Genomic DNA, 25,911 nt, shown 5'->3' with positions numbered 1-25,911 from the left:
GCAGCGGCTTCGTTCAACAAAGCTTTAAAGTCGGAGCCGTAACAGTTGGCTACACATTTTAGTCAACAATTATTCACCCCTTAAAATCACCGCCATAAACATGATTGGCGGTGACGCGAAAGCACGACCTATTCTAAACTACTTGAATGATTTTACGCTTCTAGCTTTTCGGCTCTAGGTGAAAACTCAAAAACGTCTGAATAGCAATTTCGTTCTTGTAAGCCAATGGCGTTGAGCTGGTCAATCGTGCCATAAACCATTTTTGGTGAGCCACATAAATAAGCCTGTGTCTCTTTAAGATCGGTATGGTCTTGTTGGATAACTTCGTAGAGAAAGCCAGTTCTTCCTGTCCAACCCGACTGAACTGACTCTAAAATCGTAGTGAAATTCAAGTTTTTATGCGCAGTCGCCCAACTATGAAACTGCTCCAAAAGAAAAAAGTCATCGTTATGACGATTAGACCAGTAAATGTTGATATTCGCGTCAGGGTTTCGATGCAAAATCTCTTCCGTTATACACTTAATCTTGGATATACCTGAGCCCGCGGCAACAAACAAATGAGGCTGCTCAAGGTTCGTCTGTAAAAACGCTTTGCCCATGGCAAGCATGATCTTGACTGACTGATTATTTGTATTAGCAGCGAACAAGCAATCAACAACTTTACCTGAAAAGTCACTAGCAACTTGGATAATTAAACTCACTTTATTGGGTTTATCAGCATCCAAACGGCTGGAAATCGTGTATGAAAGCCACAATGGTTTGCCATCATTATTAACATCAAGTTCGAGCTTCAAATATTGCCCTGACTTATAGTGCAATATTGTTCCCTCTGGGGCCAACAGCTCAATTTCAAAGGTATGTTTATTGAGTGATTCGATCTTGGTTACACATACGTCATACTGTGCAACAGGGGGCGTTTTTACGTCATTCTTCATTTTTTAAACTTACATGTAATCGTATGGATTATTTAATTGGCGCTAGTTTAGGTGAGTTTATCGATGAGAGAAAATGATATATTATAAACAATCTATTAATTTTACTCATAATTAAAATGTTAGAACGCATCCATCTTCGTATTATTCACGCTGTCCATCAGCAAGGATCTCTGACTGCCGCGGCAAAAGAGCTCTGTGTAACACAATCAGCATTAAGTCATACAATGCGTAAACTGGAAGACAATCTCGGTACAGCAGTTTGGGTACGTGACGGAAGAAGTTTAAGGCTCACACAAGCAGGTCATTATTTACTCAATATCGCAAACCGTGCACTGCCGCTATTGAGCGGTGCTGAAGAAAGATTAAAACAAATTGCCATGGGCGAGCGCGGCACACTTAGGATCGGTATGGAGTGCCATCCTTGCTATCAATGGCTATTAAAAGTGGTATCGCCTTTTTTAGAATCTTGGCCGGGTGTTGATGTAGATGTTAAACAAAAATTTCAATTTGGTGGAGTAGGCGCTCTGCTAGATTATGAGATAGACCTGCTGGTAACACCTGATCCTTATTTTAAAAGTGGCCTAGTTTTTGAGCCAGTATTTGATTATGAGCAAGTGCTCGTCGTTCCTAAAGATCATGAATTAACAGTTCAAAAATTTGCCAAGGCTGAAGATCTTAGAGACCAAGTGTTATTTACCTACCCAGTATCGAAAGATCGCCTTGATATTTACACGCAGTTCCTCAATCCAGATCAAGTGATCCCTAAACAACACAAAACCGTCGAAACTACCGACATCATGTTGCAAATGGTTGCATGTGGTCGAGGTGTCGCGGCATTACCACGCTGGTTGGCAGAAGAGTACAGTACAAAACTGCCATTGTCGGTTGTGCGTTTAGGTAAACATGGCATCGCGAAGCAAATTTATTTAGGTACTCGCGAAGGAGACAGTAACGTTGATTACCTCAGAGCCTTTATCAAAATGGCTCACAGTTACAAACATCCGATGGTAATTAGCCCAGAGTAAATCGACAGCCATTAGCACTGCCTAATGGCTATACTTGTCTGTTATTGCATTCTTGTAGCGCACTATATCGCGGGGACAAGATGAAGATGGCGGTGGCCTTAGAACTTGATTTCTCTAGGCTCATATCGAACTTTTACACCCGTATACATAAACATAAAAGTCACGGCAAGGTAAAATTATGCGGTTTGCCCGCATTAGGTAAATGAAAAGTGGCGTAGACGCGCGCTCGTCGCACTATGTGTTTTGCTGTGCGCTTAGATTGCGGTTCTTAGCCCAGTAAAGCAACTTTTCAGTGATAACACGATATTTCGAACGGTTGCTTGTAAATATATGAAATAAATCAACTATTTTTCTCATAAAATTGCACCTCCAAACATAGAATTAATTACCACCTTAGTTTAACAGTCATAGTAATTATCAATTCCAGAGCATTCGTGTATTCGATCCGCTAGCATATCATTATGAGTAAAACTCATAGATTCATAAAATTAAATCAATATTAATCATGGGTTATTCGTCATAGAATTGCTTCAAGACGTTAAGGTCAGATTTAAATTAAAGCTAAGGACCCACAATATTATGAGCAGCGACTTCACCTATTCAATTAAGACTATTCGATTTGATGAGCACTATTCACCTTCAAACGATACGCGCCTGACTACAAACTTTGCTAATTTGGCACGTGGTGAAGTACGTCAAGAAAACCTTCGCAAAGCAATTAACATGATCAATAACTGCTTTAATAGCCTGGCAAATTGGGATAACCCAAACAAAGATCGTTACACAGTTGAAATTGATATTGTGCATGTTGACATTGACGTTGAGGGCAATGGTGAAACGTTTCCTACTATCGAAGTATTAAAAACATATATCGTTGATCACCATACGAACAGACGTATCGAAGGTATTGTGGGTAACAACTTCTCATCGTATGTTCGCGACTACGATTTTAGCGTGTTGTTGCGTAAACATAATGAAGGGAAAGATCATTTTTCTGTGCCAGATAACTATGGTGAATTGCACGGAAAAATGTTTCAAGACTTCATTAATTCAAGTGCTTACAAAGAAAACTTCAGTAAGCCTCCGGTGATTTGCTTAAGTGTGTCAGACAACAAAACCTATCACCGCACAAGTAATACACATCCGATTTTGGGTGTTGAATACACGCCGAATGAATCATCACTGACAGAGCAGTATTTCAAAACAATGGGTATGGAAGTGCGTTACTTTATGCCCGAAAACAGTGTTGCTCCATATGCATTCTTTTTCTTCGGTGACTTGTTAAACGATTACAGCTCACTGGAGCTGATCAGTACGCTGAGTACCATGGAAACGTTCCAAAAGATTTATCGCCCAGAAATTTATAACGCAAACTCTACGGCTGGTGAAACTTATAAGCCAAGCCTGAAAAACTTAGATTGCTCTTTAACTCAAGTGGTTTATGACCGAGAAGAACGTGCTCGTCTTGCGATTGAACAAGGTAAGTGGTGTGAAGATAACTTTATTCAGCGACACCAATCAACATTGGAAAAATGGGCAGCTAACTTTGTTCAGCCGTCATTCTGATTTTAAGGTATAGATGCATTAATTATGAAAAAACTATTCCCAACTTCTACCGCTGGAAGTCTGCCAAAACCGTCTTGGTTGGCACAACCTGAACAGCTATGGTCACCTTGGAAGCTAGAAGGCGAAGAACTGATTGCCGGCAAAAAAGACGCACTGAGAGTCACATTACAAGAACAAGACAGTGCGGGTATTGAAATTGTGAGTGACGGCGAGCAAACACGTCAGCATTTTGTCACCACATTCATCGAAAACTTGAGCGGTGTTGATTTTGAAAATAAAAAAACGGTTAGAATTCGTGACCGTTACGACGCGAGTGTACCGGGCATTATTGGACCAGTGAGTCGCCAAAAACCGGTATTTGTTGATGATGCAAAGTTTTTACGCTCGCAAACACAGCAACCAATCAAATGGGCGCTACCAGGGCCGATGACCATGGTAGATACGCTTTACGATGATTATTATCAAGACCGTAAAACCCTTGCGTTTGAATTTGCTAAAGCATTGAATGAAGAGGCAAAAGAGCTAGAAGCTGCTGGCGTTAATATCATTCAATTTGATGAACCTGCATTTAATGTGTTCCTTGATGAAGTGAATGAGTGGGGGATTGAAGCACTTGAAATTGCAACAGAAGGGCTTAAGTGCGAAACCGCTGTGCACATTTGCTATGGCTACGGCATCAAAGCAAATACCGACTGGAAGAAAACATTAGGCAATGAGTGGCGCCACTATGAAAGAACATTCCCTGCCATTCAACAATCCAGTATCGATATTATTTCTTTGGAATGCCATAACGGTCGGGTGCCGCTCGAAGTGCTGTCATTACTGAAAGGCAAGAAGGTGATGGTTGGTGCTATTGATGTCGCCACCAATGATATTGAAACGCCAGAAGAAGTTGCTGACACCATTAGAGAAGCACTTAAATATGTTGATGCCGACAAACTCTATCCATGCACAAACTGCGGTATGGCACCGCTATCACGGGAAGTGGCGAGAGGCAAATTACAGGCTTTAGCCGCCGGGGCAGAAATAGTAAGAAAAGAGCTCTCTGCATAACTTCTTCGTTTGTCTTTCACATAACCAACAAATGGGTTCTCCGTTTGTTGGTTTTATTTATTCCAATTAAACGTTGTTGATTTACACTATGGTAGAGTTTTTAAGCAATAATATTTCAACACTCATCGCGCTGGTTGCAACAGGTGCATTTGCAGGGATTTTGGCAGGCTTGCTGGGTGTAGGGGGCGGTATCGTTATCGTGCCGGTGCTATTTTTCGTTTTTCAAGGCTTTGGCGTATCGCCTGAATCAGCTATGGTCATCGCAACCGCGACCTCGTTAGCGACCATTATTCCAACTTCTATCAGCTCAATTCGCTCGCATAATCAAAAAGGCAATGTAGATTTTGATCTGTTAAAGCGCTGGGCTGTGTTTATCTTTATCGGTGTTTTGGTAGGAAGTTGGCTGGTAACGCGCGTCAATGGCACTTGGTTAACTGGGTTATTTGGTATCATCGCGACCTTATCAGCTCTGAATATGCTGTTTCGAACAGGAAAATCAGCTTTATTTCAATCACTGCCGGGTAAAGCCGGACAAGCAACAATGAGTACGTCAATTGGATTATTCAGCTCAATGGTGGGTATTGGTGGTGGTACGATTTCAGTTCCATTACTCACGCTTTATAACTATCCGGCTCATAAAGCCGTGGGTACAGCCGCTGCCATTGGACTAATTATCTCTTTGCCAGGCGCAGCAACTATGCTCATTTTAGGCCAATCACCTGCCGATGCTCCTATTGGCACGTTCGGACTTGTAAACCTAGTTGCGTTCCTATGCATAGTGCCTTTAACTGTGTTATTTGCACCAGTAGGCGCATCACTTGCTGCTAAATTAGACGCAGCAAAACTCAAGAAAGTGTTTTCTATAGTTTTGCTTATCACAGGCATACGTATGTTATTACAGTTATTTCTGTAGAGCCTTACTGGCACGGAAATTAACCTTCAAAAATATGGAAAATCAAGCTACCAGATCTGATTCTTTTATCTGCTAGGTTTTCTCGATAGGTCAGCGACTGTAAAGTCTCTGACCTATTTTTAGTCCCCCAAATGCTTATTCATTTTTTAATATCAAAACAGTCAACATTCGCTGGGCCTGTGCAATTTTTTGCAAGTGGGAAAGCGTTTAAAAAGCTGCATACAATATCGTGTTCTTTTGTGGTAATAACCAGATTGATAAAACCTCTTTCCGTTTAGGCATCATTTGTGCAACTTGATAATAAGTGAAGATATCAACCTAGCTTTAACTGAACTTTATTTATGATTTTAAAGTCATGAATTTAAACATTAAATTCCCTTTAAATTGTGTTTTAAACATAACTAAATATTGGAGAACTACTTTATGAAATTATCTATTTTTGCGATGTCTATGCTTTTTGCCTCGCAAATTGCAAATGCAGGCAATTTAGTAACAAACGGCTCTTTTGAACAAGATGTCGTAAATTCTAAATGGACATTACTCAATGCAGTTACCGGGTGGCAAAGTGAAGGGGCAAAGTTCGAAATTCAAACGTCACGCCTTGGTATCATTAGCGCTCAAGATGGCAAGCAATACATTGAGCTCGATTCGACGGCTAACCATAGCGTATTTCAAAGTGTTGCAACCAAAGCAGGGAAAACATATGAAGTGTCATTCTATTATTCACCACGGGTGACTGGCCATCAGCACACAAATAAAGTGGATGTTAAATGGAATGGCGCAACTGTGTTAAATCTAAACGCAACGCAAAGAGGTTGGCAATCATTTACATTGTCTGTAGAGGCGAGCTCAAATAGCTCAGAGATCCGCTTCACCGGAGCTGGCACTAACGACAGTTTGGGGGGCTTTATTGACAACGTAGTGGTAACCGAAAAACAGGCTTGCTACACAGGCATTTTTGGTATTAATAACTATGGTTCAGCCCAAACGGGTTATGTCTATAAGTTTAATTTAGAGACAAACACTTACAGTGTCGTCGCTGGGGCTCAAAATACGGCGTCAAACATTGCGAGCCACAATGGCAAGCTTTATTTTATGGAGCAGCTTGATTCAGGCACCAAAGCTTCGAAACTTTGGTCACTCGACTTAGAAACTGGCGTTCAAGTTGCTGAAGCTGATGCTAAGTCTTGGCCAATTTATCGTTCAGCGGTAACAGCTAGTGGACAAACATTGCGTGCCACCAGTAAAACTTATATGTATGACTACAACCTACAAACTGGCGAAAAAACAGTGTTAGGCAAGATGCGTTACTCAGGAGATTCTTTCTCTCACGGTGACATTGCTTATTCAGCTGATAACAACACACTTTATGTATTAACCGGCAAATCCCTATATACAATCGATGATGGTTCAATGGATTTAACCTTGATTGGTCATCATGGTATTAATTGGGCATCTGGTTTGGCTATTTCTGATGATGGCACATTGTACGTCTCAGGAAGAGTCTCAGGTGAAAGTGCGAAAATTTATACCGTTAACCCACAAACGGCAGCTTCTACCTATGTCATGGATGCGCCAGAGCATATTAACGATTTAACTTTCGTAGATAACTACTGTAATTAAGCTGTGCTTATAAAAATAGCCAGGGAACAGGCCGTTTTTGAGGAGCCTCAAATATGTTGGTGATGAGATTAGATCTTTATAGTCTTCTGTTGAAACCCAAAAAGTATTGGTATTGTGCGTTAAAGATGTTCTGAAAGAAGTACTTTGTAATAGCACCAATATTTGTGCGCCCTCATAGGAATTTTGTCTCTTGGTGTTTTATGCTGACTACGAAAATGGCCCATAATAGTCATATTGAGTTACGGGCCCTAATACTTTTAATGAAAAAATTAGTACCAGTGAATTATCCACTCTTTGTTGGCATAATGTCCTGACTGGCAATTCCAAACATGAATATTGTCACCATTTTTTGGATAGTGAGTGCCTTTCTTTTGTAAGCAGTAGTTACCGTAATTATACAAATGGATTTGCTCGTAGTTGGGCACCCAATAACTGTTGCTGATAGATCCTGAGTTACAATCCCACAAGTGAATATTATCGCCGTTTGACGCGGAACTTCTACCTTCTTTGCTTAGACAGTAACCAGTATTTCCTAGTTCTATTTGACCTAATCCATATCTGACCTGTCTCCAATACCATCGACTATTTGAATTATTGCGGTCACATTTCCAAACGTGGACATTGTCTCCATTACTTGCTGAGTCAGATCCTGCTTTATGTAAGCAATAGTTTGTATCAAATGAATTGATGATCTGTATTTCTTGAGATGATGCGTGGAACGATGTTGCAAAACAGCTAGTTAATGCGGCTGCAAAGATGGATTTTGAAAGATACTTTAAAATCATGATTAATCTCCTTGTTTAATGATTAGCACTACACAATTCGAGATTAAATGTATGCTTAATTGGCCAAAAGAACATTACAAATCATTACAAAAATTCAAGAGATTGGAATAATTATTTTCTACACAGCAGAAGAAAAATTAACAGGGAACCAATGTTAATTTGTAATTGGTATTTTCCTTTTGAAAGGGCATTGCTAGCCAGTTATTATCGTAAGGGAGTGGCTATTGTTGAATGGCCGTTGTCTATTAGGTAAAGCTAAAATTAGACAATCTATAGTGTACGGTTTTGTTCCCCAAAAGTTACAGCTGATTATTATTGCCGTATATTTACGGGGTTATTTAGTAAAGTGATTTAATAGTGAAGCATTCGCAAGAGTAACTTTTAAAAGTAGTAGATGAAATTTTGTTTTATCTTTGGGATCCGTTGGACTGCAAAAATATTCCAGCCGCAAGGGACGAGTATCGTGATTATGTGAGCCGAGTGTTTAAACTACTAATTTCTGATGCCAATGAGCAAGAGATAGCTGAATATCTTACAAAGATAGAAATTGGCACTATGGGTAGAAATTTAGATTCAGATAATCTAATTGAGATTGCTAGAACGCTCCACGAAGCTAAGGCGTGGTATTGTGGGTAAACTACACTACAAGCGCACGCAGCAGTTGCGTAATGTTATTTGTAGTCACCTGTATTGCAATACATATTTTTTGTGAGGCAGGCTTTTTGAATTGATTCGTCAGTGTTAGACCTAAAGAGACAAGGTTTGTATTGCCATTTTTGATAGGTAGTGCTCTTTTAGGTATGCTAAATAGAGATTGTACTTGTCGCTTTGCAGGTGGCTTGCAAATGCGTTATTTATTTTATTGATCCAAATAAACATGAGCTTTATTGGTTCTGTTGTGGGTTACATGGAAAATCAATCTAACAAATCAAATTATAAGTGCGAGCAAAAAACAGTTGGCTTTGTTCGCACCTTAAAAATGACAATTAACTGTTTTTTACCGTTTTAGTGCAGTGCTATTTTTGGAGTGACCTTTGAAATATTTCGTTTTATTTTTCGTTTTTGTATTGGCGGGCTGCAGTAGCACACACATAGATACCAGCTCAAATATTATTTACGTAAACACGGAAACGGATTCACCTGCTAAGTGGGTGGTTAAAATTGAGCCTAAATACCCTACAGATGCTTTTGAGCAAAGCATTGAGGGTTACTTAAAATTTAGAGCTGTCATAAACCACCGAGGAGCGTTAGAAAATATTGAGGTCATTGAGTCTTCACCAAAAGGGGTTTTTGAATTTGAGGGGTTACGTGCTTTAAAGTTTTGGAGATTTAAACCCGCGCTACTAAACGGTAAGTTAGTGAAGGTTGAATATCAAGATAAGCTTGTTTGGAAATTGAATAATTAATAGATAAAAAGTAATTAGGGTAACAAACTTACGGGTCTTGCCCATCTTAAGTGTGATATCTAATAGGATTGTTTTATAAGTAAAGGAGAATATGTTGGTTGCTGTTCAAATCGCAAGGTACATCATTACGTTCAGCTGGCTGTATCATGGTTTAGCACCAAAGCTAATACAAATAGCACCTCTTGAGCAATTAATGTCTGCTAGCGCAGGCTTGGGAGAGGAGCTAACCTACATATTTATTAAGGCGGCTGGTGTCGCTGAGGTTATCTGGGCAATTGTATTCTTTTGCTTTTACAAAGTTAAAACTGTTTTAGTATTAAATATTGTGGCTCTGGTTGGGCTACTTTTAGCTGTGGCTGCGCTACAACCTCAACTATTAGTCGAAGCGTTCAACCCTGTAACTACCAACATTCCACTGATTGCCTTTACGGTTATTATTCTGAATGTCGTGCACTCAAAGAATAGCAGCTTATAATTTGGTAGTTAGAAATGCTAATAAATTTACTAGAGAAACAGTTAGTAAGCAGCTGGTTAATTTTAAAAATATGCCTTTAATAGACGCTCTGAAGCGAGTGTGTGGGAAAGGTAATAATAACTCTGTCCAGTAAACTGGATGAAGTTGAGTTGATAAATTTAGTTTAATAAATACGCAAAGAGTTAAATTTACCTCTAAAGGGAGCTTTATTATAGAAATCTAGTTTTTTATTTTACATGGATGAATAAAGATACTTTATGGCTAAGCACAGTAAACTTAAAAGATTGAATCTTAGTAGAGACTATATCGCAGGTAACTTTCAAACTCCGCTTAACCTATCTGTTATAGCTGAGAGCTCTTATATGTCTCCATATCACTTTTTGCGTGTATTCAAGGAGACTTATGGAGAAACGCCCAACGAGTTTTTAATTCGACTTAGAATCCAAGAAGCTAAGAAAATACTGATAACGGAAAATTACAGTGTCTCGGAAGTTTGCGAGAAGGTGGGTTACGTAAGCCTTGGCAGCTTTTCATCGTTGTTTTTAAAGCAAACGGGTTTGGCTCCTACATTATACCGCCGTAAGCTTTGGTCTTTGTCTTCTGAAGCATATTGTTTTCCTGTGCAGGCAATACCGGCTTGTTATGCCTACCACTTTTTGGGCAAATTGGTTAAATGAGCAATATTGGAGAAACATCACTTTGCTTATTTCTATAAGATAAAGGTGAATCAACAACAGGAAATGTAGATATGATCACATCCATAGCGCATGCAACAATATATGTACTTAATCAGGACGAGGCTCTTGATTTTTATAAAGGTAAGCTAGGCTTCGAGATTGGCGATGATATGAAAGTAGAGGGCGGTTTTCGGTGGTTAACAGTTTACCCGAAATCTAAACCTGAGCTTCAGTTGGTATTGGCAGAACCAAAAGAGGGACCAATGTTCACCAAAGATTCTGCACAAAAAATACGAAGTCTAATCGCAGAGGGAGCATTTGGTGCAGGCGTTTTTGAAACGGACAATTGCCAAGAAACGTATGAGGAACTTGTAGCTAAAGGCGTGGAGTTTATTCAGCCACCGACAAAGCAGCTATATGGTATTGAAGCCCTAGCAACAGACAACTCAGGAAACTGGTTCAGTTTAGTTCAAAGGTAAGTCAAATTTTACAAGTAAACAAAGCATCACACTCAGCATAACGTGATGCTGCAGGCTCCATGGAGTTAGGGGGGATTACCAATAGGAAGCGTGAAGGGGTGTCATTTATTAGTTGAAAATGACTACTTTGCTTGATGCCTATTCTTAGGTAGCAAAGCGGTCCGGCTTCCTCGTCATTTATTTAGGTGCTTTAGTAAGGTGGTACACCGTTGTCAAAAGAGAAGAAACTACTGATTTTAGATTTAGATGAGACCTTGATTTACGCAACAGAAAAGAAGCTAGCAATTGAGCATAGCTTCGTTGCTGGTCAGTATTACGTATATGAGCGGCCGCACTTAAAAGAGTTTTTAGATTATTGTCTTAGAGAGTTTTTAGTTGCAGTTTGGACGTCATCAAACGAACTATATGCAGAAACGATCGTGTCTCACCTTTTTGGTGGAGACCACGATCTAGAGTTTGTTTGGGCTAGACGCCGGTGTGTGAGAAAGTTTGACCTGGAATATTATGATTGGTTTTATGTTAAAGATCTTAAAAAGGTAAAGAGGCAAGGCTTTAACTTAGATGCGATGATTATGGTCGATGATACACCGAAAAAGCTAATAAGGAATTATGGAAACTTAGTTAGAGTTTGCAGGTTTGAAGGTAATCAATGCGATAAGGAGCTACGTGATTTAATTGCATATTTAGAAGAGCTGAAAGGCATAGATAATGTTAGAACCGTAGAAAAACGCAACTGGAAATATAGAAACGCATAATAACTACCTCACTAAGACTATTAATGTTTGGTTTTATAGCCTTAACTGGCAAAGTGGTAGGTAAGTATAGCGTGACCTTACATTGTATCCATTTACTTTTTAGACTGTTTTTTGTTCTGTATCGCACTGCCTTTATTAATCTAATGTTGTTACATATGTGTGGCTTTGTTTGTATAAATATAAAATTTGTAATTCCGTATTGTTTTTTTATTTATTATTTTAAATAATTTTTAATTTTTAATTTTTAATTTTTAATTTTTAATTTTATATTGAATGTGGGGGTTCTTTGTTTGGCTTTGGTCTTTTCTTTTAATTGGTGGTGCGGCTTGGTGGAAGTAAATGGATTTTTATAGGTTGTAGGTAAAGTATAATAATGTAAAAATAAAAGGCGTGCTACTAGGTTTATAATTAATTAATTTTATTATGATTTAAAGTTGGAGTTGTCAAGCATTCGTCTATTCTATGTTAAGTGTTGCTTGCTACTTAACCCAGGTATTGCCATTAATGAAAGCCTATTAGGAGATAAGTTTGAAATTTAAAGCGTCGGTAGTTGTATTTTCTTTATTTACATTAGCTGGTTGTGCTACTACTTCATTGTCAGAACAAGCTTTTGGTACAAAGCTCCCAAAATATGAAAATACCGAAGAGCAAAAAATTGCCACCATTGAATTTAGCGCGGATAAAAAATATGAAACTAAAAAGGGCGTTCCTTTTAGTGGAGAGCCAGTAGTTTGCACACCTTCTGGGCTAAAAAGCGCATTTGGTGAAAATGAACGAAGCACCAAAATTCAAGTACCAGCAAACGAGTCTATTATAGTGACGTCAATTATCAAGTGGTACAATTCAGGCTGGGAAAAATCGTGCTGGCCTTTTGTTAGTTTCGTACCTGAACTTGGAAGTAATTATGTACTGGTTAATGAACGAATTGGAGGAAAAGGCATTTCGGCACTGTGGACTGGCGTGGCCTTCCAGTCTTGTAAAGTTTCGGTGTATAAGTTGGTGAACAATAAGCCAGTAAAAATAGAAGCTAAAAAAGTTAATCCCTCACATTGTGGGTCATAACCAGAGTGGTGGGCAGGCACTTAACGAGCTGTTAGTGCTCTAACTTCTGTTCCCTAAGTTCAAGCTTTCTTTGCTTCTGATTGAATATACGTTAAGTTAGGAGTTAAGCTTGAACGATTAATTTTCAGCATTGTTAGAGATTTTGAGAATTGGAGCTTAAAAGGTATAGTTTTTATTTAAGCCGAGAGGGAATTCAAAAGGTGTTTAAATAAAACTATAATATAAATGTAAAGTTAAACTAAAAAATAACACGTCAGATTTGAACGTAGTATACTAACTTAAGCTTTCAGAGAGAAAGTTTAATGTAGTAAAGTGGGTCTATATCAATAGTACCACAGCGTAATGTATCGATGAATTTTGTCAAAAAATAAATGGCCATAGTTTCAGTTTGGTATTTTCTACTCGTAAGCTTTTTTAGTGGTTATTTTTTTTGGTAAAAAATCACTTCAAGTTAATAATGATATTTATTATTTTTTGTTATTCCTTATTTTGGAATTGGAGCTTTATTTTGGTTTGCCTTCTCAGGCTTTGGCGTATTTGTTATTTTAATCGAAATGTGTTTTAGTTTCTTTTATGTTGGTAAAATATAAAGTTAGTTATATTTTCACATCTGGTAATCGGTTTTCTTGGTGGTTTAAATTCTAAATTTGTTATTTTAGATTTTTAATTAAATAAGCTTCCAAATAACATGAGTTATTGAACAGCTCAATTGCTAGGATGTAAGCGGGCTTATTCCAGCTCTATGTAGTAAACTCACTGTTTTGCTTTTTCTATACAAGGTTAGTTAAATGAGTTCAGGTTTTTATGGAGGTATCAGGTTTAGTGATGACCATTACCGAGTTTAATTACATAGAGTCATGTTTGTGGTTTGCTATTTCCATTGTGCTATTCTTTGTGGCGCTCAAAACAGGAAGAGCAGATAAGTATTTTAAAACCATGGTTGTCGCGTCTATTACGTTTTTTGTTTTTGGAATATCAGATATCATTGAAGCTCAAACAGGGGCCTGGTGGCGACCTTTAGAGCTTTTAATGTTAAAGGGCGCATGCGTTATTGTGTTGGCTGCATGCTTTCTAAAATATACCGAGCTTAAAAAATCGCAACCTAAATAGGCTTGGCTATGTACACATACATGTGAATAAAATTAAGGCAATGATAATAGCGAAAGTTGGTGTTTCAATGCATCTTTACTGCACTTTACAAACAGAATGGTAATTTAAGAATGGAAGAGTTGCTGGGCAGCCTAAGTAAATTTGTGATTGAGCATAACATTGAATCACGTGCCCATGAGGGGGCGAGGCAGTGGGCTGAATCTGAAGATTTTGAGATTGATAACTCAATTACTAAAAAATCTGAATTCAATTTTTCTGCTCATAAGCTTTGTTTTAAAGATGAAAATAGGTCAATAGTATATATAGAAACCTACTTGAATATCATGCTTGATGACGAAGAAACTGGTTATTACTGTTGGGTCTCGAGCTAAGCGGTGAAGTAATTGACGATATGCTGGTGATAACTAAAAATGAATTAAAATATTGCTGAATTTTTGGATATGACTAAATTAATAGCTTTTTAGTATATATTGTTGCCTTTAAATTTTTACAAGTATATTTCGCTTTTATTGTGGCGGTATATAAGCAGAGGTAGCCTATGAAATATATATTTTTACTCATGTTTCTCTCAATCAATGCATTTGCAGGAGAGCAGAGCTTAGATGATGTTGTTAAGAAAATTGACAGTGATAAAAGTTACCGAACACTTGTGTCTCAATGCCCTGTAGAATTTTTTCCTAAATCGAACGTAGCTTACAAAAACTTTATAGAATACTGCTCAGTCAATGCTTCTCTATGCTTGGAGCTTTGCAATAAAGGGGATGCCAATTATTGTTCTTCTTTAGCAAATTACACGCAAAACAATTTAGAGAGCGAGTATTACTCCGAAGCTTTGTTTTCTAAAGCATGTAAATTAGGCCTAGTTAGTGCCTGTACAAACAGAGCTTCAGGTTTAATAAAGTATAATGGTGATGCATCTTTAGATTGTGCAGTTAAAACCTTTGAACTTGCGTGTTCCCAAAAAGATGAGTGGGGCTGCACGATGTTCGGAGCTTACCTTGCCCAAGGACAAGGCGTTGAAAGAGATTTTAATAGAGCCTTAGAAGTGCTTAAGGTTAGCTGTAAAAATGGTATTGAAGATCCTGCGTGCCAATATGCTCAAAGTATCAGTAACCAAATTAAAGCTGTGTTGCGTGAAGAGCAATAAGCAATACATTGCACAACAATTGGACACCACGCCGCGACTGGTGCCTATCTTCGGATATTTCTGTATGCCTTTAATAGCGGATATCGACGTATAAGGGTTAGTGAGGATGTATGAAAGTTTAAGTGAATTCTATAAAGCTGATACATAAAGCTTTTTAGGGTGGGCAGCATGAGCCATGATTACAACGGTGTTTTACTTTATATTATTTAGTTTAATAATTATGTGGATTTCAAAGTAAATACCAGATTTGCAGGGTAATGGCTGGAACCCAACACCATACGATGCGCAACTTCTTTTTACTCTAAATGAAGTTGCGCCAGAGTATATTCCATCAAGACAATCAAAGCGCAAGGTTTTGATCAGTGAAATCTACCCACTAGTAACAATCTATTGCAATCGTATTCCAAGGGTTAGGGCTACCATCGGCATATTTGTTACAAATGCCTTTAGCAAATAGGTTTTCTAAGTGATAACCAAAACTTGTGAAATCAACAAGGCTACCAAAGAAAGGAAATTTGCCATAGATGTGCAGTTCTCTAAGCATGTTGTCCAAGTTATAACTCGTTTGCTCCGCAATAAAAGCTTGGTCTATCTCTTTTAAATTGATGATTCTTGGATCAGGGAACCCAGGGATAACAACGTGTAAGTATTCCTCATCGTATTTGCCGTCAAAAAATTTCACGTTTTGCATCATCTCAGTGGGAGAGAGCTGAGTCATTGCAAGTTTAAAATCGGTGACTTCCAACACTTCTTGAGTAAGGTTGCGGTTGATGTTTATTTTACCCGGTAAAATATCATGGAGTGCACGCATTACTCCCTGTTCTTCGTCAGTTACGCTTTGAGCAAGGGCGTAAGTTGGGAATCTCGCATTTGTAAAACGTTGGTACGACTCTTTCACCATCGCGATGAAGAACTCATTGGTTTGCCTTCTGGCGATTATATGGGCCTGCTCTTCAGTCACCTCTCTAGACATCAGAAGGGTTGCTTTTTTACCGGCATAAAAACTTACTAGATTTTGTGTAACCGAGTAGACAGCGGCATTTGAAGAGTTTTTAGGGTTTCCTCCCTGGTATATTTTTGTGCCGTTGGCAAAGTCAAAGATAGTACTTAAGTCAAAGCGTCCATTTTCTTCGTTTTCACGAGTCTGAGCGTTCCATTGAAACAGATCGTGAGAAGCTAGGCCTATCACGCCGATATCTACGACACGAATTGGTTGCTTTGCAAAAGCTGGTACAGATAGGAGCAAGAGTAACAGTACAGGAATTAATTTCATCTAGTTATTATCCTTTAATAAAAATGAGAATCATTATTATATTGATCGTTGCAGCGTGAATCAATGAGTATGTGTGAATTTAATGTGAATTATTTTTTGATGGTTGCTCCAAGTTTTTTGACGTTATGTAGGTGGTCAATTTGTCTATTCAATCAGAATTATAAATATGTTTTTTAAAAAATTGAGGGTTTTATCAGCAATCAAAAGAACCGCATTGAGATAGGGAATATGACATTTATTAATTTGATCTTGAAGCTTTTGGTTTTTACACTTTGTTAACTTTTATTCGGGCTAGCGAACACATTTAGACGAGCCTGTTTATTGAAAATGTAAATTTGAAATAGCCTTTCAAAAGGAAAACATGACATGACGGACACATTATTACACCTGCTAACCAACAGGGAAGCTTTAACCAAAGATCAGTTAGATCAATTCGTACAAGCACAGTGGCAAAGAGGCAACCATTTCGATCATGTACCCTTAGATGTATTACCTGATTACAAGAATTTTGAATCCTTTTCTTGGGAGAAGATTGATTGCATGCTGACAAAAATTGTTAAGCAGCAAGCTGATGGACTCTCATTTGGTTTCGATATGTTCCCACCAAAATCGGCAGCAAAAGGAGATATGCATGTTCACCCATTGAGTAGTAGGTTAATAGCCGTGTTAGAGGGTTACGGAACAGCCATTGTACAAACTTGCAGTGGAAAAATGGCGAAAAAGGAAGTTGGGCCTGGTGATATCATTCTTTTCCCGCACGCAACGCCTCATTGTTTCTGGGGGGCGGAAGAAGAGCCCATGGTTGTAGAAGTACTACTTGGCCCATATGTGCCCTTTGAGCATCCATTGCATACAATCAGTCCTAATAGAGCGAAACGAATAAATCTAGCGTTTCCTGAGTTATTTCAACCATGTGAAGTCCAAGAGCTTGATTCGCTTGCATCTAGAGTTGTTGAATTACAAAAGCAAGGGCTCATTGAACTTGAGGAAAATCATGTAATGGATTGGGGGGATGAGTTTATTTATGAATCCGGTGGTTTGGAAGCAGAAGCAAACTGAACTTGTTTATCTAGATAAAGAGAATTAATCTGATTGGTTTAAAAGAGCAAATAACAGTATTTCTACCGTTATTTGCTTTCGATTTGTTGAATTCTATCTTCAAAGCTTGGGTGTGTGCTTAACCAACTCATCTCGTTTGGATATTCCTCAGAAAGCTTTGTCAAAACTGATTGCATTGCACGGGCATTTCCATATAGGGCAACTAGTTGATCAGATGCATATTTGTCCGCTTCAAGTTCTGCTTGTCTCGAGTAGCTTTGATTAATACCAACAACAGCACCTTGAAGAATGACATCGGCCAGCGCTGATACATCACCCAATATTAAGGTTAAACCAGCAAAAACAATGGATGAACTGACAATGGACTCCATTACATGGTTGTGTTCTACGTGACCAAGTTCATGAAGTAAAACAGCACTGAGTTCTTCTTGTGCTGAAGTTAAATTCACCATGGCGTCTGTGATCACAATGGTACCATCTGCAAGTGCCATTGCGTTGGCTTTACCGCCCCAGCTACGGAACTCTAATTTAAATTGGCGCTCACTGGTGCTGTCTTTATTTAAAAGCGACGAGAATAGGGTGCGTAATTCCTGCTGTTTGGCTTCACTTAACTGGGAAGGTTCAAATTCGGAGTCATCTAAAGACTCTAACGTACTTTCGTCAACCGCTGTATAGACGGAGGCGGGTATTGTATCTGCAATTTCCTCAGCTAAATAAGGAAGCCCATGTGTGTAAAATTTATACCCCGCGATGACCACGATTATCAATGCGGTCGAAATCATCCATAGCCAGAGTCTTTGCTGCTGAGCCTTAACTCTGCTCTCTATTGAGTTCATCAATTACACCTTCCATTACGTCAATATTATGCTTTCTAACTATTTTTTGACTTTTAAATAGTTGTGGCAACTCGATAACAATGACCAAAACAATAAGTACCCACCCGCCGACAGCGAAAGTGATAAGGCCTATAAGCATCAATATTGCGTTGATCAATCCTCGTATTACTTTACCTAGGTAAAAATGATGCAACCCAGCGGCGAAAAAGTAATTGAGCACGGCATATGTGTCAGGGTCTTTAACGAGCTGTTCTTCTAGTTGGTAGTAACGTTTGCGGGCATCTGGGGAAAGTGATGAGATAGCCTCTCGTAGGGCTTCTTCTTTTTCTCTTAAACTTGAATCATCCATATTAATACTCCTTAGGGCAGGGGATCTGACTTTATTTCTACACAGTCGGGATCATTGCAACGACGAATACGCTTAAACCCCAACCATCCACCTTTTAGTAAGCCGTATTTTTCAATGGCCTGATACGTATAATGAGAACAAGAGGGAGTAAAGTTGCAAGATAAGTTGAAATGCGCTTTGGCACCGCCATTAGCCTGGTAGCGGCGAATGGCGTTAAGTGCAAAACGTTTAAGCACGCTTTCTACCAAGCGTTAAAATAACGGCTTCGCGGCTCCAAAATAACATAAAACGTTTGTTTTCTATTACTTGGAAAACTAATTGCCAGCCGTCTTGTGCTTCACGGTTTAAAGTTGCTTCAAGCTTTTTAAGTGGAAGACCACTTGAGCCTAATAGTAACGTACCGCATCCACCTTCTACTACGTGGATAACTTTATATTCATCGTATTGAGTCATATTACTTCCATGATTGAGTTTATTAGATTTTTGCCAACTATATCCATAATTTTCTATTAGAACAAGATCTTAGACCTATTTAGCAGGTAAATTGTTGATCTTTTTCAATGCAACCATCAAGTGGAACCGTATACTATTGCCTAAATCTTTGTTTATGAACACTTATCAGCAGTATGCTTGATAATAGGGCTGTCGCGTTACTAACTGCGGTTATTTGAATTAAATGACGTATTCTGAATGAGCTTCTCCTAACCAGCGAGTTAAAAGCATCAACCCCTGCCCAATTTTACGCAAAATAAAAAAGCCTTAAAAGCTACACAATAAATCCAAAAATCCTTCATAAAAAAAGCAAGTTAGCGCAATCAATCCGACATGTTTCGCGATTATTTTGGCATCGAAATTTTTACTCTCTCAGCCTAGTTAGCACAGTAATTAGTGAGATGAGTAATCGCAAAATTAAGACCAAACATGACGAGTATTGGAGAAGTACATGAAAATCAACCCCTTTCTGCTATGTGCATTGATGATAGTGAGCACGCACAGTATGGCCGGTTCACTCAAAGTGATGGCCTACAATATTATGCAATTAAATGTACAGGACTGGGATCAAAGTAACAGAGCGCAGCGCTTGCCTGGCGTATTGGCATCTATGATTGATAGCCCTGACGTGATCTTGGTCAGTGAAGTGTTTAATAGTGATGCAGAGCAAGCGTTGGCTGCACTGTCAGATCTTTATCCATATCAGACTCCAAATGTTGGGCAAGATTGCAGTGGTAGTGGGTGGGACAGTTTATCAGGTAACTGTTCAACGAGCCCTTTTGTCATTCGAGGTGGTGTTGTAATTATTTCTAAATATCCAATCATCTCTAAAAAAGCACATGTATTTCATAACAGCTTAAATGGCTCATGGGATTACTTGGCGAATAAAGGGTTTGCGTATGTTGAGATAGAAAAAGAAAACCTGCGCTATCATTTAATTGGCACGCATTTGCAAGCAACGCATGATGGGAATACAGAGCAAGAGCACAGAATTAGAATGGCTCAATTGGGAGAGATTCAGTTATTTATTGAAGCTGAAAATATACCTGTGAGCGAACCAGTTATTATTGGTGGAGACATGAATGTTGAGTGGAGTAAGCAGCATGAAGTTGCAGATATGCTTAGCATCGCAAAATCAAGGCTGAACTTTGAAACTCCGCTTATTGGTTCTTTTTCAGCCAAAGACAACTGGTTTACGAAGGCCAACGCCTATTACTTTGAATACAGTCTAGATTATAACGATACCCTAGACTATGTGTTTTGGCACCGCGACCACAAACAGCCAAGTAATGCTCCTCAGATGACCGTACGTTATCCAAAAGCATCCAAAAATTGGTATTGGAGTTATTTGAGAGGGAATTGGAACCTGAGCGATGGTCGCTACTATCATAATGGTTATTACAACGAGCTTTCAGATCATTATCCGGTACAAGTGAATTTTGAGTTTTAACATTACTATGAGCGATGCCGAAATGCATCGCTCGCTGTTTCAACTTTACGGCTGTATTGTGACTGGGTCGTATACTCTTAGCCAAGGCTGCTTTTTATTATTTAACTTTGTAGAGTCTGATTGGAAGACTGTATCAACGTGTACGCCATCGACGCATACGTCGTTGTATCCAGTTGTCTTATCTTGCAGTTTGGGTGGGTTCCATTGACAAAGGCGGACCCCATTGCCTGATTTATTGGTCGAATTTAAGCCTCTGAGTGAATCTACATTGAACAGCCATTGGCATTTCGGGACTAGCGCGGCAGTCACAGGGGACATTCCCCCGCTACTCAATATCTGAATTTGAACTTTGTCACTGCCGTCAGTTTTTTGTAGTACTTTTTCTGCATGATCTAAGCAAACTTCAACCCCCACAACGGCCTTACCGCAGTCGATTATACCTTTAACCGTAGGAGTTATTTTGCTTTGGTCGTGATGGGTTAATTCGTTCGTAGGGCTGCTGTTAACGTTTTGACCATCCATGATTTTTGTACTCCGGCCATAATCGATATGTGAGGTCCACCTTTTTAGTACGTATCGGATATTTCCATGGCCTACAGAGTCAAACTTAATAGTAGGTGTAAAGTTACAAGGCAAAGCATTAGAATCTGTTAAACTGACGTTTCCATCTTTTAGCTCATATTCTGTGGTGCTCCCTAAAACAAAGAGCCAGTCAGTTAATTCGGGGCTTTGATCACTAAGAAACGTGACTAGTTCATTGACCACGATAGCCATGTGCTCATTTTCTACAGAGCTTGCGCCATAAGATGTTTGAAAGAAAAACTCAGGCGCGACGAATATTTTCACGGCGTCTTTATACGAAGGTTTTTTACTCGCTTCAGAAATTGCTTTTGTAATACATGACTTCATTACAGCTATTTTTTGATCGAGTTCTTCCTTTTGCTTTGAGTTGTCATTGCCTTTCTCTTGGGGGACTCCAACTTTTACATGTAAGCCTATAAATATGACATCTTGGCCTATTTTTAATTTGGGCATTTGCCTTCTCCAATTCAAGTTATGAAATCAAATGATTCATGGTTTCTGATAGTGATTCAAAGCAGCTCCTAAGTGGCGCAATTGTGACTATTCTTTAAGCCGCTTTTATTTTGTTGTATACAAAATTCTAAACACTAGGAGAGGGGCGTAATTGGCCCAATTAACGATTTAATCGGCCATATTTATGGATTAATTCACAGCGAATTAGCACACATATGAAAGTGACAGCGCTCGTAACCATAAAGGTAGAGCTGTTTGGCAATCTCTGATATTGCCTATTTACCATGCTTCCATACTCACTCCATAATTAAGGACTAATTTACCCAGCGTAGTTTGTTAACGTATTGGTGTGAATAGTGGTAGTTGCTTACCTGTGTATTGCATTGCTTGGTTTATTACTCACTTTGGGTGGGTTTTACGTGTCTTTGATTCGCGGGAAGACAAATGTCGTTGGGGGCGTACCCAAGCCACTAGATGACAAACTACATAAGGCAATTCGCGCCCATGGCAACGCTTGCGAATACAACGTTTTTATCGCGCTGACATTTTACATACTTTCCCAGCATCAGCCGCCCACTTGGTTACTTATCTGTATGATTTGGCTTACCATAGCGAGATATGCGCATTTCTTTGGATTACTCTTCTGTGAAACCATGGCCAAACCTAATCTTTTGCGGTTTTTTGGAGCAGGGAGTACGTTTGTAGCTGGCTCTTTAATGTGCATTTCATTAGCTATGGTTATATTGGGCTGAACTAACATTGCGTATGAATAAAAAAATTGGCTTGCTTGTAAGCTTAGCCTCTTTCAGAGCCTATGCGGTCTCCACAGAAAGCAGTGGTGGTATGTTTGAAATTCTGCTCATTATGGCGCTGATTTTTGCTGTATCTATGTTTACCTATTTTTGTGCTAAAACCCTTTCATACAAACAAGAGAATAATGCCTTGAATAAAAAACTCATGGGCAGAGTTCAGACTTCAAATACGCCGGATTTGGCATCAATAAATCCAATCGTAAGTTTGCCAAAGCATGCCTCAAAGGATGAGCGGTTTTGCTCTCAATTTACTGAATATATTGAGCAAAATTACAGTGAACAATCATTAGATATCACTTTGATAAGTGGTGCTTTGGCAATTAGCGAAAGACAATTGCAAAGGAAAGTTAAAGCACACTTTGGTCAAACTACAAGTGAGTTTATCCGAGTTCACAGGCTAAATTTGGGAGCTAAAAAGCTCTCAGAAGGTCAGTCAGTGACGATAACTGCGCTTGATGTTGGATTCTCTTCACAAAACTATTTTAGCCAGTGTTTTAAAGAGCATTTTGGTGTTTCTCCAACTGAATATATTAATAATCAGTCTGTTCCTAACTAATGTTATGCCTTGTTTGAGATGCATTTAAATTAAAAATCGCCACCCAACGGCTTTGTCTCATTTCAAATCGCAGCCAAAAACACAAAGCCCTCCTTTTATCTCAATGTATTAAAGTTCGATTGCAATTTAGATTTCTATATTTGAGTGCTGAGTGCTGAGTGCTGAGTTCTGATAGGTATTATCTTTAAGTTAAGTTTAAGACTGCATGCTAGTTTTACTAAACCTATTGAGGTACTCAGGCATATATTTAGATGATTAGAAGTGTAGATCATAAAGTGTCGTTGCAAATATAAAAAGGACACACAAAATAACGACATGGTAAATTATAAGTTATTAATTTTATTGCTTATTATGTTATTTGAATGTTGTCGTATATCTGAATGCAAGCTTTTTTGAGCCAGCTATATTACGCCCATGGGAGCATAGAGCGCCCATAATTATTTAAAACATTTGGGAGTCAATATGGCGAATAAAATAGGCACTTTTAGTACAGCTTTAGTAATGGTGGGTTTATTGTCGACGAGTCAGCTTGCAGTTGCTGGTCAGCATAAACTGAATATTAAAAATACGTTTCCGACCAATGTGAAAGTTAAGTGGTTCTGCAAAGGGAAGCACAAAGACTCAGACACGTACCCAATCATGCAAGGAAAAACAAGACAGCTGAATACCGACAAGTGCGAGAATGAAAATGACTTAACTATTCAATTTTACGTTAAGACTTTTTTAGGCTGGATGGGACCCAAGAGCAGAATGGGTTGGTGGGGGATTGATTACTATGGTCAAGCGAACCAGTATGCCCATGTAAGAACCATCAAATACGCCAAGCTACCGGGTAAGAAAAACAGTAAACGGTGTATTGTAATCGCCCCTGATCCGATTTGGGCCGCAACAGGGTGGGCTTGGCCGGCTGCATTTGAACATAGAAACTGCTAATAATTAGCTGAATGGATTGATGTGCTTCTGAAGGATCAGCTTTCTTAAAACTTAAAAACAAAGAATTCGCAAATGAAGATTAAATTGATATTAATTGCTCTGATTTACTTTTCTGCGGGGGTGGCAGTCAGTAGCATATTTATCGCAACGACTGAGCCTGTAAGGCAACATCATGAATGCGTAGGCAGCCTTGTTGATAGCTATGTAGAAACGATACCAGTGAGCAATATCCAAACGGTTGTTGATAATGATTTGAATTCGGCTGCATCACCGAGTTATCGTACTCATGACAGGCATGGATTTGATGACAATGTGTATGAATTGATATTGCACTCTGAGGATATCAACGGTGCTATTGAGCATATTCAATCGAAGCAAATCGCTCAAAAAGTACAGGTAGAGCAGGCAATATTAAATAGAATTTTACAAATACAGATTGGTGATATAGAGGCCATATCTGAGGCTTTAGCGGTCATGCTAGAGTTAGATCTGGCTATATCGGAGCCACAAGTCGTTTCTCACTTGCTGGAAACCGTACTCTTAGCAGATCCTAATCAACAATCTGAAATCACTCAGGTTTTGTCTGTGCTCAATGGCAGTGTGACGACTGAAAGTATTCCATCGCTTTTGAGCATTGTTGAATCTCATTCCGAGTTTAACCCATTGGTCGCTTGGCAAGCGATGGCGTTGCTCGCTCAAACAAGTCATTCTGATAACGTAAAACCATATTTTGACAAGTTAAGTCGCTCAAGTTATACCGCGATTGTTGTCGAAGGGGCGCAGGCTTGGCTTGATTCTAATGGCACAATGAATTTTAATGATGCGAAATACTTAGAACGATTTATTGCGCCAAAAAGCTAAACTTGCTTTACCTGACTTGCCGATTTTCATTGGAAAATAGTTTGAGAGCATTTTGCAAAAGAGGAAGCTTAAAGCCTTGAAAAGCATAAATGTATATTTATTTTGGCGAAAAACTCACAAGAGCGAAAAGGAAAAACTATGAAAGTCGTAAATGGAGACTTGATAAAATTGACGCAAGAAGGTGAGTTTGATGTCATCATTCATGGGTGTAATTGCTTTTGCACAATGGGAGCAGGTATTGCTAAGACGATTAGGTCTGAGTTCCCAGAGGCATATAAAGCCGACCTTGCTACCGCAAAAGGTGATAGAAAAAAATTAGGGACATACTCTCAAGCAACAGTCGAAAGAAATGGGAAGATATTCACGATTATCAATGCTTATTCGCAATTCAATTGGCGGGGGCGAGGCATTAAAACTGACTATGACGCTATTCAAAGCATATTCGCCCGGATTAAAGAAGAGTTCAGTGGAGCGCGGATTGGCTACCCCTTAATTGGTGCAGGCCTTGCTGGTGGTGATTGGAGTGTGATTTCTGAAATTATTGAATCAGAATTGCTTAATGAGAACCACACCTTGGTTAAATTCACGCCTTAGAACCTAGGTTTTAACTTTTAAAGAGAATAAAATGCGATTTATATACGTGATGGATCCCATGTGTGGTTGGTGTTATGGGTTTCAACCAGAGTTAGAGGAGTTTTTAGAAAGACATTCTGACATTGAAGTTGATTGGATTATGGGTGGATTAGCACCTGACACAAACCAACCTATGGAGCAAAGCCTGCGAGAGACGATTTCTTCCTATTGGTATCAAATAGAAGAGCGGACTAGGGTAGTGTTTAATCACGACTATTGGGCTTTAAATACACCATATCGTTCAACATATCTTGCTTGCAGAGCTGTTATTGTGTCGCAAAACTTGTCAGTTAACAGTGCGCAAAAAATGGTTGAAGCCATACAATCTGCGTATTACCAACAAGCAAAAAACCCTTCTCTAGAAGAAACGTTGATTGAGTGCGCAAGTTCAATTGGCTTAGATGCTGATACATTTAAGCATGCCTTAAGTTCAAATGAGACAGAGAGTGTATTTCAACAACACCTTGACCTAGCTCGACGATTGAACGTGAGTGGATTTCCTGCGCTGTTTTACGTCAATGATTTGAATCATGCATACCCACTTACACTTGGGTATTGCCAAGCGAAAGAGCTAGAACAACGTTTTGAACAAGTTAACGACAGCAAATAAA

31 protein-coding genes are annotated in these 25,911 nt (G+C 38.9%); 23 read left to right on the top strand and 8 right to left on the bottom strand.

What is annotated here, in order from left to right; translation table 11 throughout:
- Positions 1-152: 152 nt before the first annotated feature.
- Positions 153-935, bottom strand: a complete 783-nt coding sequence (locus tag N475_RS04140) for a ferredoxin reductase domain-containing protein (RefSeq protein ID WP_063364728.1) — start codon at positions 933-935, stop codon at positions 153-155.
- Positions 936-1,051: 116 nt separating this feature from the next.
- Between N475_RS04140 and N475_RS04135 the strand changes: the two genes are divergently transcribed.
- The 5 genes from N475_RS04135 to N475_RS04115 all read left to right on the top strand — a co-directional run bounded on the left by N475_RS04135 (position 1,052) and on the right by N475_RS04115 (position 7,115).
- Entirely contained in the window at positions 1,052-1,960 is a 909-nt protein-coding gene (locus N475_RS04135) for a LysR family transcriptional regulator (protein WP_063364727.1), read from the top strand.
- Between the two features lie 579 nt (positions 1,961-2,539).
- Positions 2,540-3,526 carry a DUF1852 domain-containing protein gene (locus N475_RS04130; protein WP_063357057.1) on the top strand — a complete coding sequence of 329 codons (987 nt, stop codon included), beginning with the start codon at positions 2,540-2,542 and terminating at the stop codon, positions 3,524-3,526.
- Between the two features lie 24 nt (positions 3,527-3,550).
- Complete coding sequence (locus N475_RS04125) at positions 3,551-4,579, top strand: methionine synthase (protein WP_063357058.1); 1,029 nt, start codon at positions 3,551-3,553, stop codon at positions 4,577-4,579.
- An 88-nt stretch (positions 4,580-4,667) separates the two neighbouring features.
- Complete coding sequence (locus tag N475_RS04120; protein ID WP_063357059.1) at positions 4,668-5,492, top strand: sulfite exporter TauE/SafE family protein; 825 nt, start codon at positions 4,668-4,670, stop codon at positions 5,490-5,492.
- Positions 5,493-5,915: 423 nt separating this feature from the next.
- A complete protein-coding gene (locus tag N475_RS04115; protein ID WP_063364726.1) occupies positions 5,916-7,115 on the top strand; it encodes a DUF642 domain-containing protein in 1,200 nt (399 codons plus the stop codon).
- 269 nt (positions 7,116-7,384) lie between these two features.
- Here the strand turns inward: N475_RS04115 and N475_RS04110 are convergent, their stop codons facing one another.
- Positions 7,385-7,900, bottom strand: coding sequence for an RICIN domain-containing protein (locus tag N475_RS04110; RefSeq protein ID WP_063364725.1), 516 nt, complete (start codon positions 7,898-7,900; stop codon positions 7,385-7,387).
- Between the two features lie 402 nt (positions 7,901-8,302).
- Between N475_RS04110 and N475_RS04105 the strand changes: the two genes are divergently transcribed.
- The 10 genes from N475_RS04105 (at position 8,303) to N475_RS04055 (ending at position 15,011) form a co-directional block, all read left to right on the top strand.
- A complete protein-coding gene (locus N475_RS04105) occupies positions 8,303-8,536 on the top strand; it encodes a hypothetical protein (RefSeq protein WP_227008395.1) in 234 nt (77 codons plus the stop codon).
- 398 nt (positions 8,537-8,934) lie between these two features.
- Positions 8,935-9,306, top strand: coding sequence for a TonB family protein (locus tag N475_RS04095; protein ID WP_227008396.1), 372 nt, complete (start codon positions 8,935-8,937; stop codon positions 9,304-9,306).
- Positions 9,307-9,397: 91 nt separating this feature from the next.
- Positions 9,398-9,781: a DoxX-like family protein gene (locus N475_RS04090; protein ID WP_063357063.1), complete on the top strand. Its 384-nt coding sequence runs from the start codon at positions 9,398-9,400 to the stop codon at positions 9,779-9,781.
- Between the two features lie 257 nt (positions 9,782-10,038).
- Positions 10,039-10,458, top strand: a complete 420-nt coding sequence (locus tag N475_RS04085) for a helix-turn-helix domain-containing protein (protein WP_063364723.1) — start codon at positions 10,039-10,041, stop codon at positions 10,456-10,458.
- A gap of 71 nt (positions 10,459-10,529) precedes the next feature.
- Complete coding sequence (locus N475_RS04080; protein WP_063357065.1) at positions 10,530-10,937, top strand: VOC family protein; 408 nt, start codon at positions 10,530-10,532, stop codon at positions 10,935-10,937.
- 209 nt (positions 10,938-11,146) lie between these two features.
- Positions 11,147-11,692, top strand: a complete 546-nt coding sequence (locus N475_RS04075) for an HAD family hydrolase (protein ID WP_063357066.1) — start codon at positions 11,147-11,149, stop codon at positions 11,690-11,692.
- Positions 11,693-12,220: 528 nt separating this feature from the next.
- A complete protein-coding gene (locus tag N475_RS04070; RefSeq protein WP_063364722.1) occupies positions 12,221-12,754 on the top strand; it encodes a hypothetical protein in 534 nt (177 codons plus the stop codon).
- A gap of 804 nt (positions 12,755-13,558) precedes the next feature.
- On the top strand, positions 13,559-13,864 hold the full coding sequence (locus tag N475_RS04065; protein WP_063357069.1) for a hypothetical protein: 306 nt from the start codon (positions 13,559-13,561) through the stop codon (positions 13,862-13,864).
- 110 nt (positions 13,865-13,974) lie between these two features.
- The gene (locus N475_RS04060; RefSeq protein WP_063364721.1) at positions 13,975-14,235 is read left to right on the top strand and encodes a hypothetical protein; all 261 of its coding nucleotides are present in this window, start codon (positions 13,975-13,977) and stop codon (positions 14,233-14,235) included.
- Positions 14,236-14,402: 167 nt separating this feature from the next.
- A complete protein-coding gene (locus tag N475_RS04055; RefSeq protein ID WP_063357070.1) occupies positions 14,403-15,011 on the top strand; it encodes a tetratricopeptide repeat protein in 609 nt (202 codons plus the stop codon).
- A gap of 376 nt (positions 15,012-15,387) precedes the next feature.
- On the opposite strand, the gene N475_RS04050 is transcribed toward N475_RS04055, so the two are convergent.
- Positions 15,388-16,284, bottom strand: a complete 897-nt coding sequence (locus tag N475_RS04050) for a hypothetical protein (protein WP_063357071.1) — start codon at positions 16,282-16,284, stop codon at positions 15,388-15,390.
- Between the two features lie 366 nt (positions 16,285-16,650).
- On the opposite strand from N475_RS04050, the gene N475_RS04045 reads away from it, so the two are divergent.
- Positions 16,651-17,343 carry a cupin domain-containing protein gene (locus tag N475_RS04045; protein ID WP_063357072.1) on the top strand — a complete coding sequence of 231 codons (693 nt, stop codon included), beginning with the start codon at positions 16,651-16,653 and terminating at the stop codon, positions 17,341-17,343.
- A 68-nt stretch (positions 17,344-17,411) separates the two neighbouring features.
- Here N475_RS04045 and N475_RS04040 read toward each other — a convergent pair whose 3' ends face one another.
- From N475_RS04040 to N475_RS04030, 4 genes are read right to left on the bottom strand one after another with little or no spacing between them, the layout of a single operon-like run.
- Positions 17,412-18,179 (bottom strand): M48 family metallopeptidase, encoded by a 768-nt coding sequence (locus N475_RS04040; protein ID WP_227008397.1) that lies wholly within the window; start codon positions 18,177-18,179, stop codon positions 17,412-17,414.
- Positions 18,154-18,528 carry a TM2 domain-containing protein gene (locus N475_RS04035; RefSeq protein WP_063357074.1) on the bottom strand — a complete coding sequence of 125 codons (375 nt, stop codon included), beginning with the start codon at positions 18,526-18,528 and terminating at the stop codon, positions 18,154-18,156. Before N475_RS04035 ends, N475_RS04040 begins: the two co-directional genes overlap by 26 nt.
- Before the next feature lie 11 nt (positions 18,529-18,539).
- On the bottom strand, positions 18,540-18,764 hold the full coding sequence (gene yidD / locus N475_RS25050; RefSeq protein ID WP_081215917.1) for a membrane protein insertion efficiency factor YidD: 225 nt from the start codon (positions 18,762-18,764) through the stop codon (positions 18,540-18,542).
- Entirely contained in the window at positions 18,757-18,981 is a 225-nt protein-coding gene (locus N475_RS04030; RefSeq protein WP_063357075.1) for a DUF4177 domain-containing protein, read from the bottom strand. The genes yidD and N475_RS04030 overlap by 8 nt, the downstream gene beginning before the upstream one ends.
- 490 nt (positions 18,982-19,471) lie before the next feature.
- On the opposite strand from N475_RS04030, the gene N475_RS04025 reads away from it, so the two are divergent.
- Positions 19,472-20,470: a sphingomyelin phosphodiesterase gene (locus tag N475_RS04025; RefSeq protein ID WP_063364720.1), complete on the top strand. Its 999-nt coding sequence runs from the start codon at positions 19,472-19,474 to the stop codon at positions 20,468-20,470.
- A gap of 45 nt (positions 20,471-20,515) precedes the next feature.
- On the opposite strand, the gene N475_RS04020 is transcribed toward N475_RS04025, so the two are convergent.
- The gene (locus N475_RS04020) at positions 20,516-21,505 is read right to left on the bottom strand and encodes a hypothetical protein (RefSeq protein ID WP_063357077.1); all 990 of its coding nucleotides are present in this window, start codon (positions 21,503-21,505) and stop codon (positions 20,516-20,518) included.
- A gap of 356 nt (positions 21,506-21,861) precedes the next feature.
- Between N475_RS04020 and N475_RS26260 the strand changes: the two genes are divergently transcribed.
- The 6 genes from N475_RS26260 to N475_RS03990 all read left to right on the top strand — a co-directional run bounded on the left by N475_RS26260 (position 21,862) and on the right by N475_RS03990 (position 25,910).
- Positions 21,862-22,257 carry an MAPEG family protein gene (locus N475_RS26260; RefSeq protein ID WP_162269583.1) on the top strand — a complete coding sequence of 132 codons (396 nt, stop codon included), beginning with the start codon at positions 21,862-21,864 and terminating at the stop codon, positions 22,255-22,257.
- A 13-nt stretch (positions 22,258-22,270) separates the two neighbouring features.
- Positions 22,271-22,873, top strand: coding sequence for a helix-turn-helix domain-containing protein (locus tag N475_RS04010; protein WP_063364719.1), 603 nt, complete (start codon positions 22,271-22,273; stop codon positions 22,871-22,873).
- A 462-nt stretch (positions 22,874-23,335) separates the two neighbouring features.
- Positions 23,336-23,806: a hypothetical protein gene (locus N475_RS04005; protein ID WP_063364718.1), complete on the top strand. Its 471-nt coding sequence runs from the start codon at positions 23,336-23,338 to the stop codon at positions 23,804-23,806.
- Positions 23,807-23,878: 72 nt separating this feature from the next.
- Positions 23,879-24,667, top strand: coding sequence for a hypothetical protein (locus N475_RS04000; RefSeq protein WP_063359715.1), 789 nt, complete (start codon positions 23,879-23,881; stop codon positions 24,665-24,667).
- A 138-nt stretch (positions 24,668-24,805) separates the two neighbouring features.
- On the top strand, positions 24,806-25,261 hold the full coding sequence (locus tag N475_RS03995) for a macro domain-containing protein (RefSeq protein WP_063364717.1): 456 nt from the start codon (positions 24,806-24,808) through the stop codon (positions 25,259-25,261).
- A 31-nt stretch (positions 25,262-25,292) separates the two neighbouring features.
- Positions 25,293-25,910, top strand: coding sequence for a DsbA family protein (locus N475_RS03990; RefSeq protein WP_063364716.1), 618 nt, complete (start codon positions 25,293-25,295; stop codon positions 25,908-25,910).
- The last annotated feature ends 1 nt before the right edge of the window (position 25,911 follow it).

Source organism: Pseudoalteromonas luteoviolacea DSM 6061 (genome assembly GCF_001625655.1).
Classification (GTDB): Bacteria; Pseudomonadota; Gammaproteobacteria; order Enterobacterales; family Alteromonadaceae; genus Pseudoalteromonas; species Pseudoalteromonas luteoviolacea.
The sequence above is the reverse complement of the archived record's forward strand: the minus strand, read 5'-3'. Positions and strand labels throughout refer to the sequence as shown.

Bases quoted from the DNA above. Each gene is read 5' to 3' on its own strand.
- N475_RS04140 (WP_063364728.1), bottom strand. From the start codon at position 935: ATGAAGAATGACGTAAAAACGCCCCCTGTTGCACAGTATGACGTATGT.
- N475_RS04135 (WP_063364727.1), top strand. From the start codon at position 1,052: ATGTTAGAACGCATCCATCTTCGTATTATTCACGCTGTCCATCAGCAA.
- N475_RS04130 (WP_063357057.1), top strand. From the start codon at position 2,540: ATGAGCAGCGACTTCACCTATTCAATTAAGACTATTCGATTTGATGAG.
- N475_RS04125 (WP_063357058.1), top strand. From the start codon at position 3,551: ATGAAAAAACTATTCCCAACTTCTACCGCTGGAAGTCTGCCAAAACCG.
- N475_RS04120 (WP_063357059.1), top strand. From the start codon at position 4,668: ATGGTAGAGTTTTTAAGCAATAATATTTCAACACTCATCGCGCTGGTT.
- N475_RS04115 (WP_063364726.1), top strand. From the start codon at position 5,916: ATGAAATTATCTATTTTTGCGATGTCTATGCTTTTTGCCTCGCAAATT.
- N475_RS04110 (WP_063364725.1), bottom strand. From the start codon at position 7,900: ATGATTTTAAAGTATCTTTCAAAATCCATCTTTGCAGCCGCATTAACT.
- N475_RS04090 (WP_063357063.1), top strand. From the start codon at position 9,398: ATGTTGGTTGCTGTTCAAATCGCAAGGTACATCATTACGTTCAGCTGG.
- N475_RS04085 (WP_063364723.1), top strand. From the start codon at position 10,039: ATGGCTAAGCACAGTAAACTTAAAAGATTGAATCTTAGTAGAGACTAT.
- N475_RS04080 (WP_063357065.1), top strand. From the start codon at position 10,530: ATGATCACATCCATAGCGCATGCAACAATATATGTACTTAATCAGGAC.
- N475_RS04065 (WP_063357069.1), top strand. From the start codon at position 13,559: ATGGAGGTATCAGGTTTAGTGATGACCATTACCGAGTTTAATTACATA.
- N475_RS04060 (WP_063364721.1), top strand. From the start codon at position 13,975: ATGGAAGAGTTGCTGGGCAGCCTAAGTAAATTTGTGATTGAGCATAAC.
- N475_RS04055 (WP_063357070.1), top strand. From the start codon at position 14,403: ATGAAATATATATTTTTACTCATGTTTCTCTCAATCAATGCATTTGCA.
- N475_RS04050 (WP_063357071.1), bottom strand. From the start codon at position 16,284: ATGAAATTAATTCCTGTACTGTTACTCTTGCTCCTATCTGTACCAGCT.
- N475_RS04045 (WP_063357072.1), top strand. From the start codon at position 16,651: ATGACGGACACATTATTACACCTGCTAACCAACAGGGAAGCTTTAACC.
- N475_RS04040 (WP_227008397.1), bottom strand. From the start codon at position 18,179: ATGAACTCAATAGAGAGCAGAGTTAAGGCTCAGCAGCAAAGACTCTGG.
- N475_RS04035 (WP_063357074.1), bottom strand. From the start codon at position 18,528: ATGGATGATTCAAGTTTAAGAGAAAAAGAAGAAGCCCTACGAGAGGCT.
- N475_RS04030 (WP_063357075.1), bottom strand. From the start codon at position 18,981: ATGACTCAATACGATGAATATAAAGTTATCCACGTAGTAGAAGGTGGA.
- N475_RS04025 (WP_063364720.1), top strand. From the start codon at position 19,472: ATGAAAATCAACCCCTTTCTGCTATGTGCATTGATGATAGTGAGCACG.
- N475_RS04020 (WP_063357077.1), bottom strand. From the start codon at position 21,505: ATGCCCAAATTAAAAATAGGCCAAGATGTCATATTTATAGGCTTACAT.
- N475_RS04010 (WP_063364719.1), top strand. From the start codon at position 22,271: ATGAATAAAAAAATTGGCTTGCTTGTAAGCTTAGCCTCTTTCAGAGCC.
- N475_RS04005 (WP_063364718.1), top strand. From the start codon at position 23,336: ATGGCGAATAAAATAGGCACTTTTAGTACAGCTTTAGTAATGGTGGGT.
- N475_RS04000 (WP_063359715.1), top strand. From the start codon at position 23,879: ATGAAGATTAAATTGATATTAATTGCTCTGATTTACTTTTCTGCGGGG.
- N475_RS03995 (WP_063364717.1), top strand. From the start codon at position 24,806: ATGAAAGTCGTAAATGGAGACTTGATAAAATTGACGCAAGAAGGTGAG.
- N475_RS03990 (WP_063364716.1), top strand. From the start codon at position 25,293: ATGCGATTTATATACGTGATGGATCCCATGTGTGGTTGGTGTTATGGG.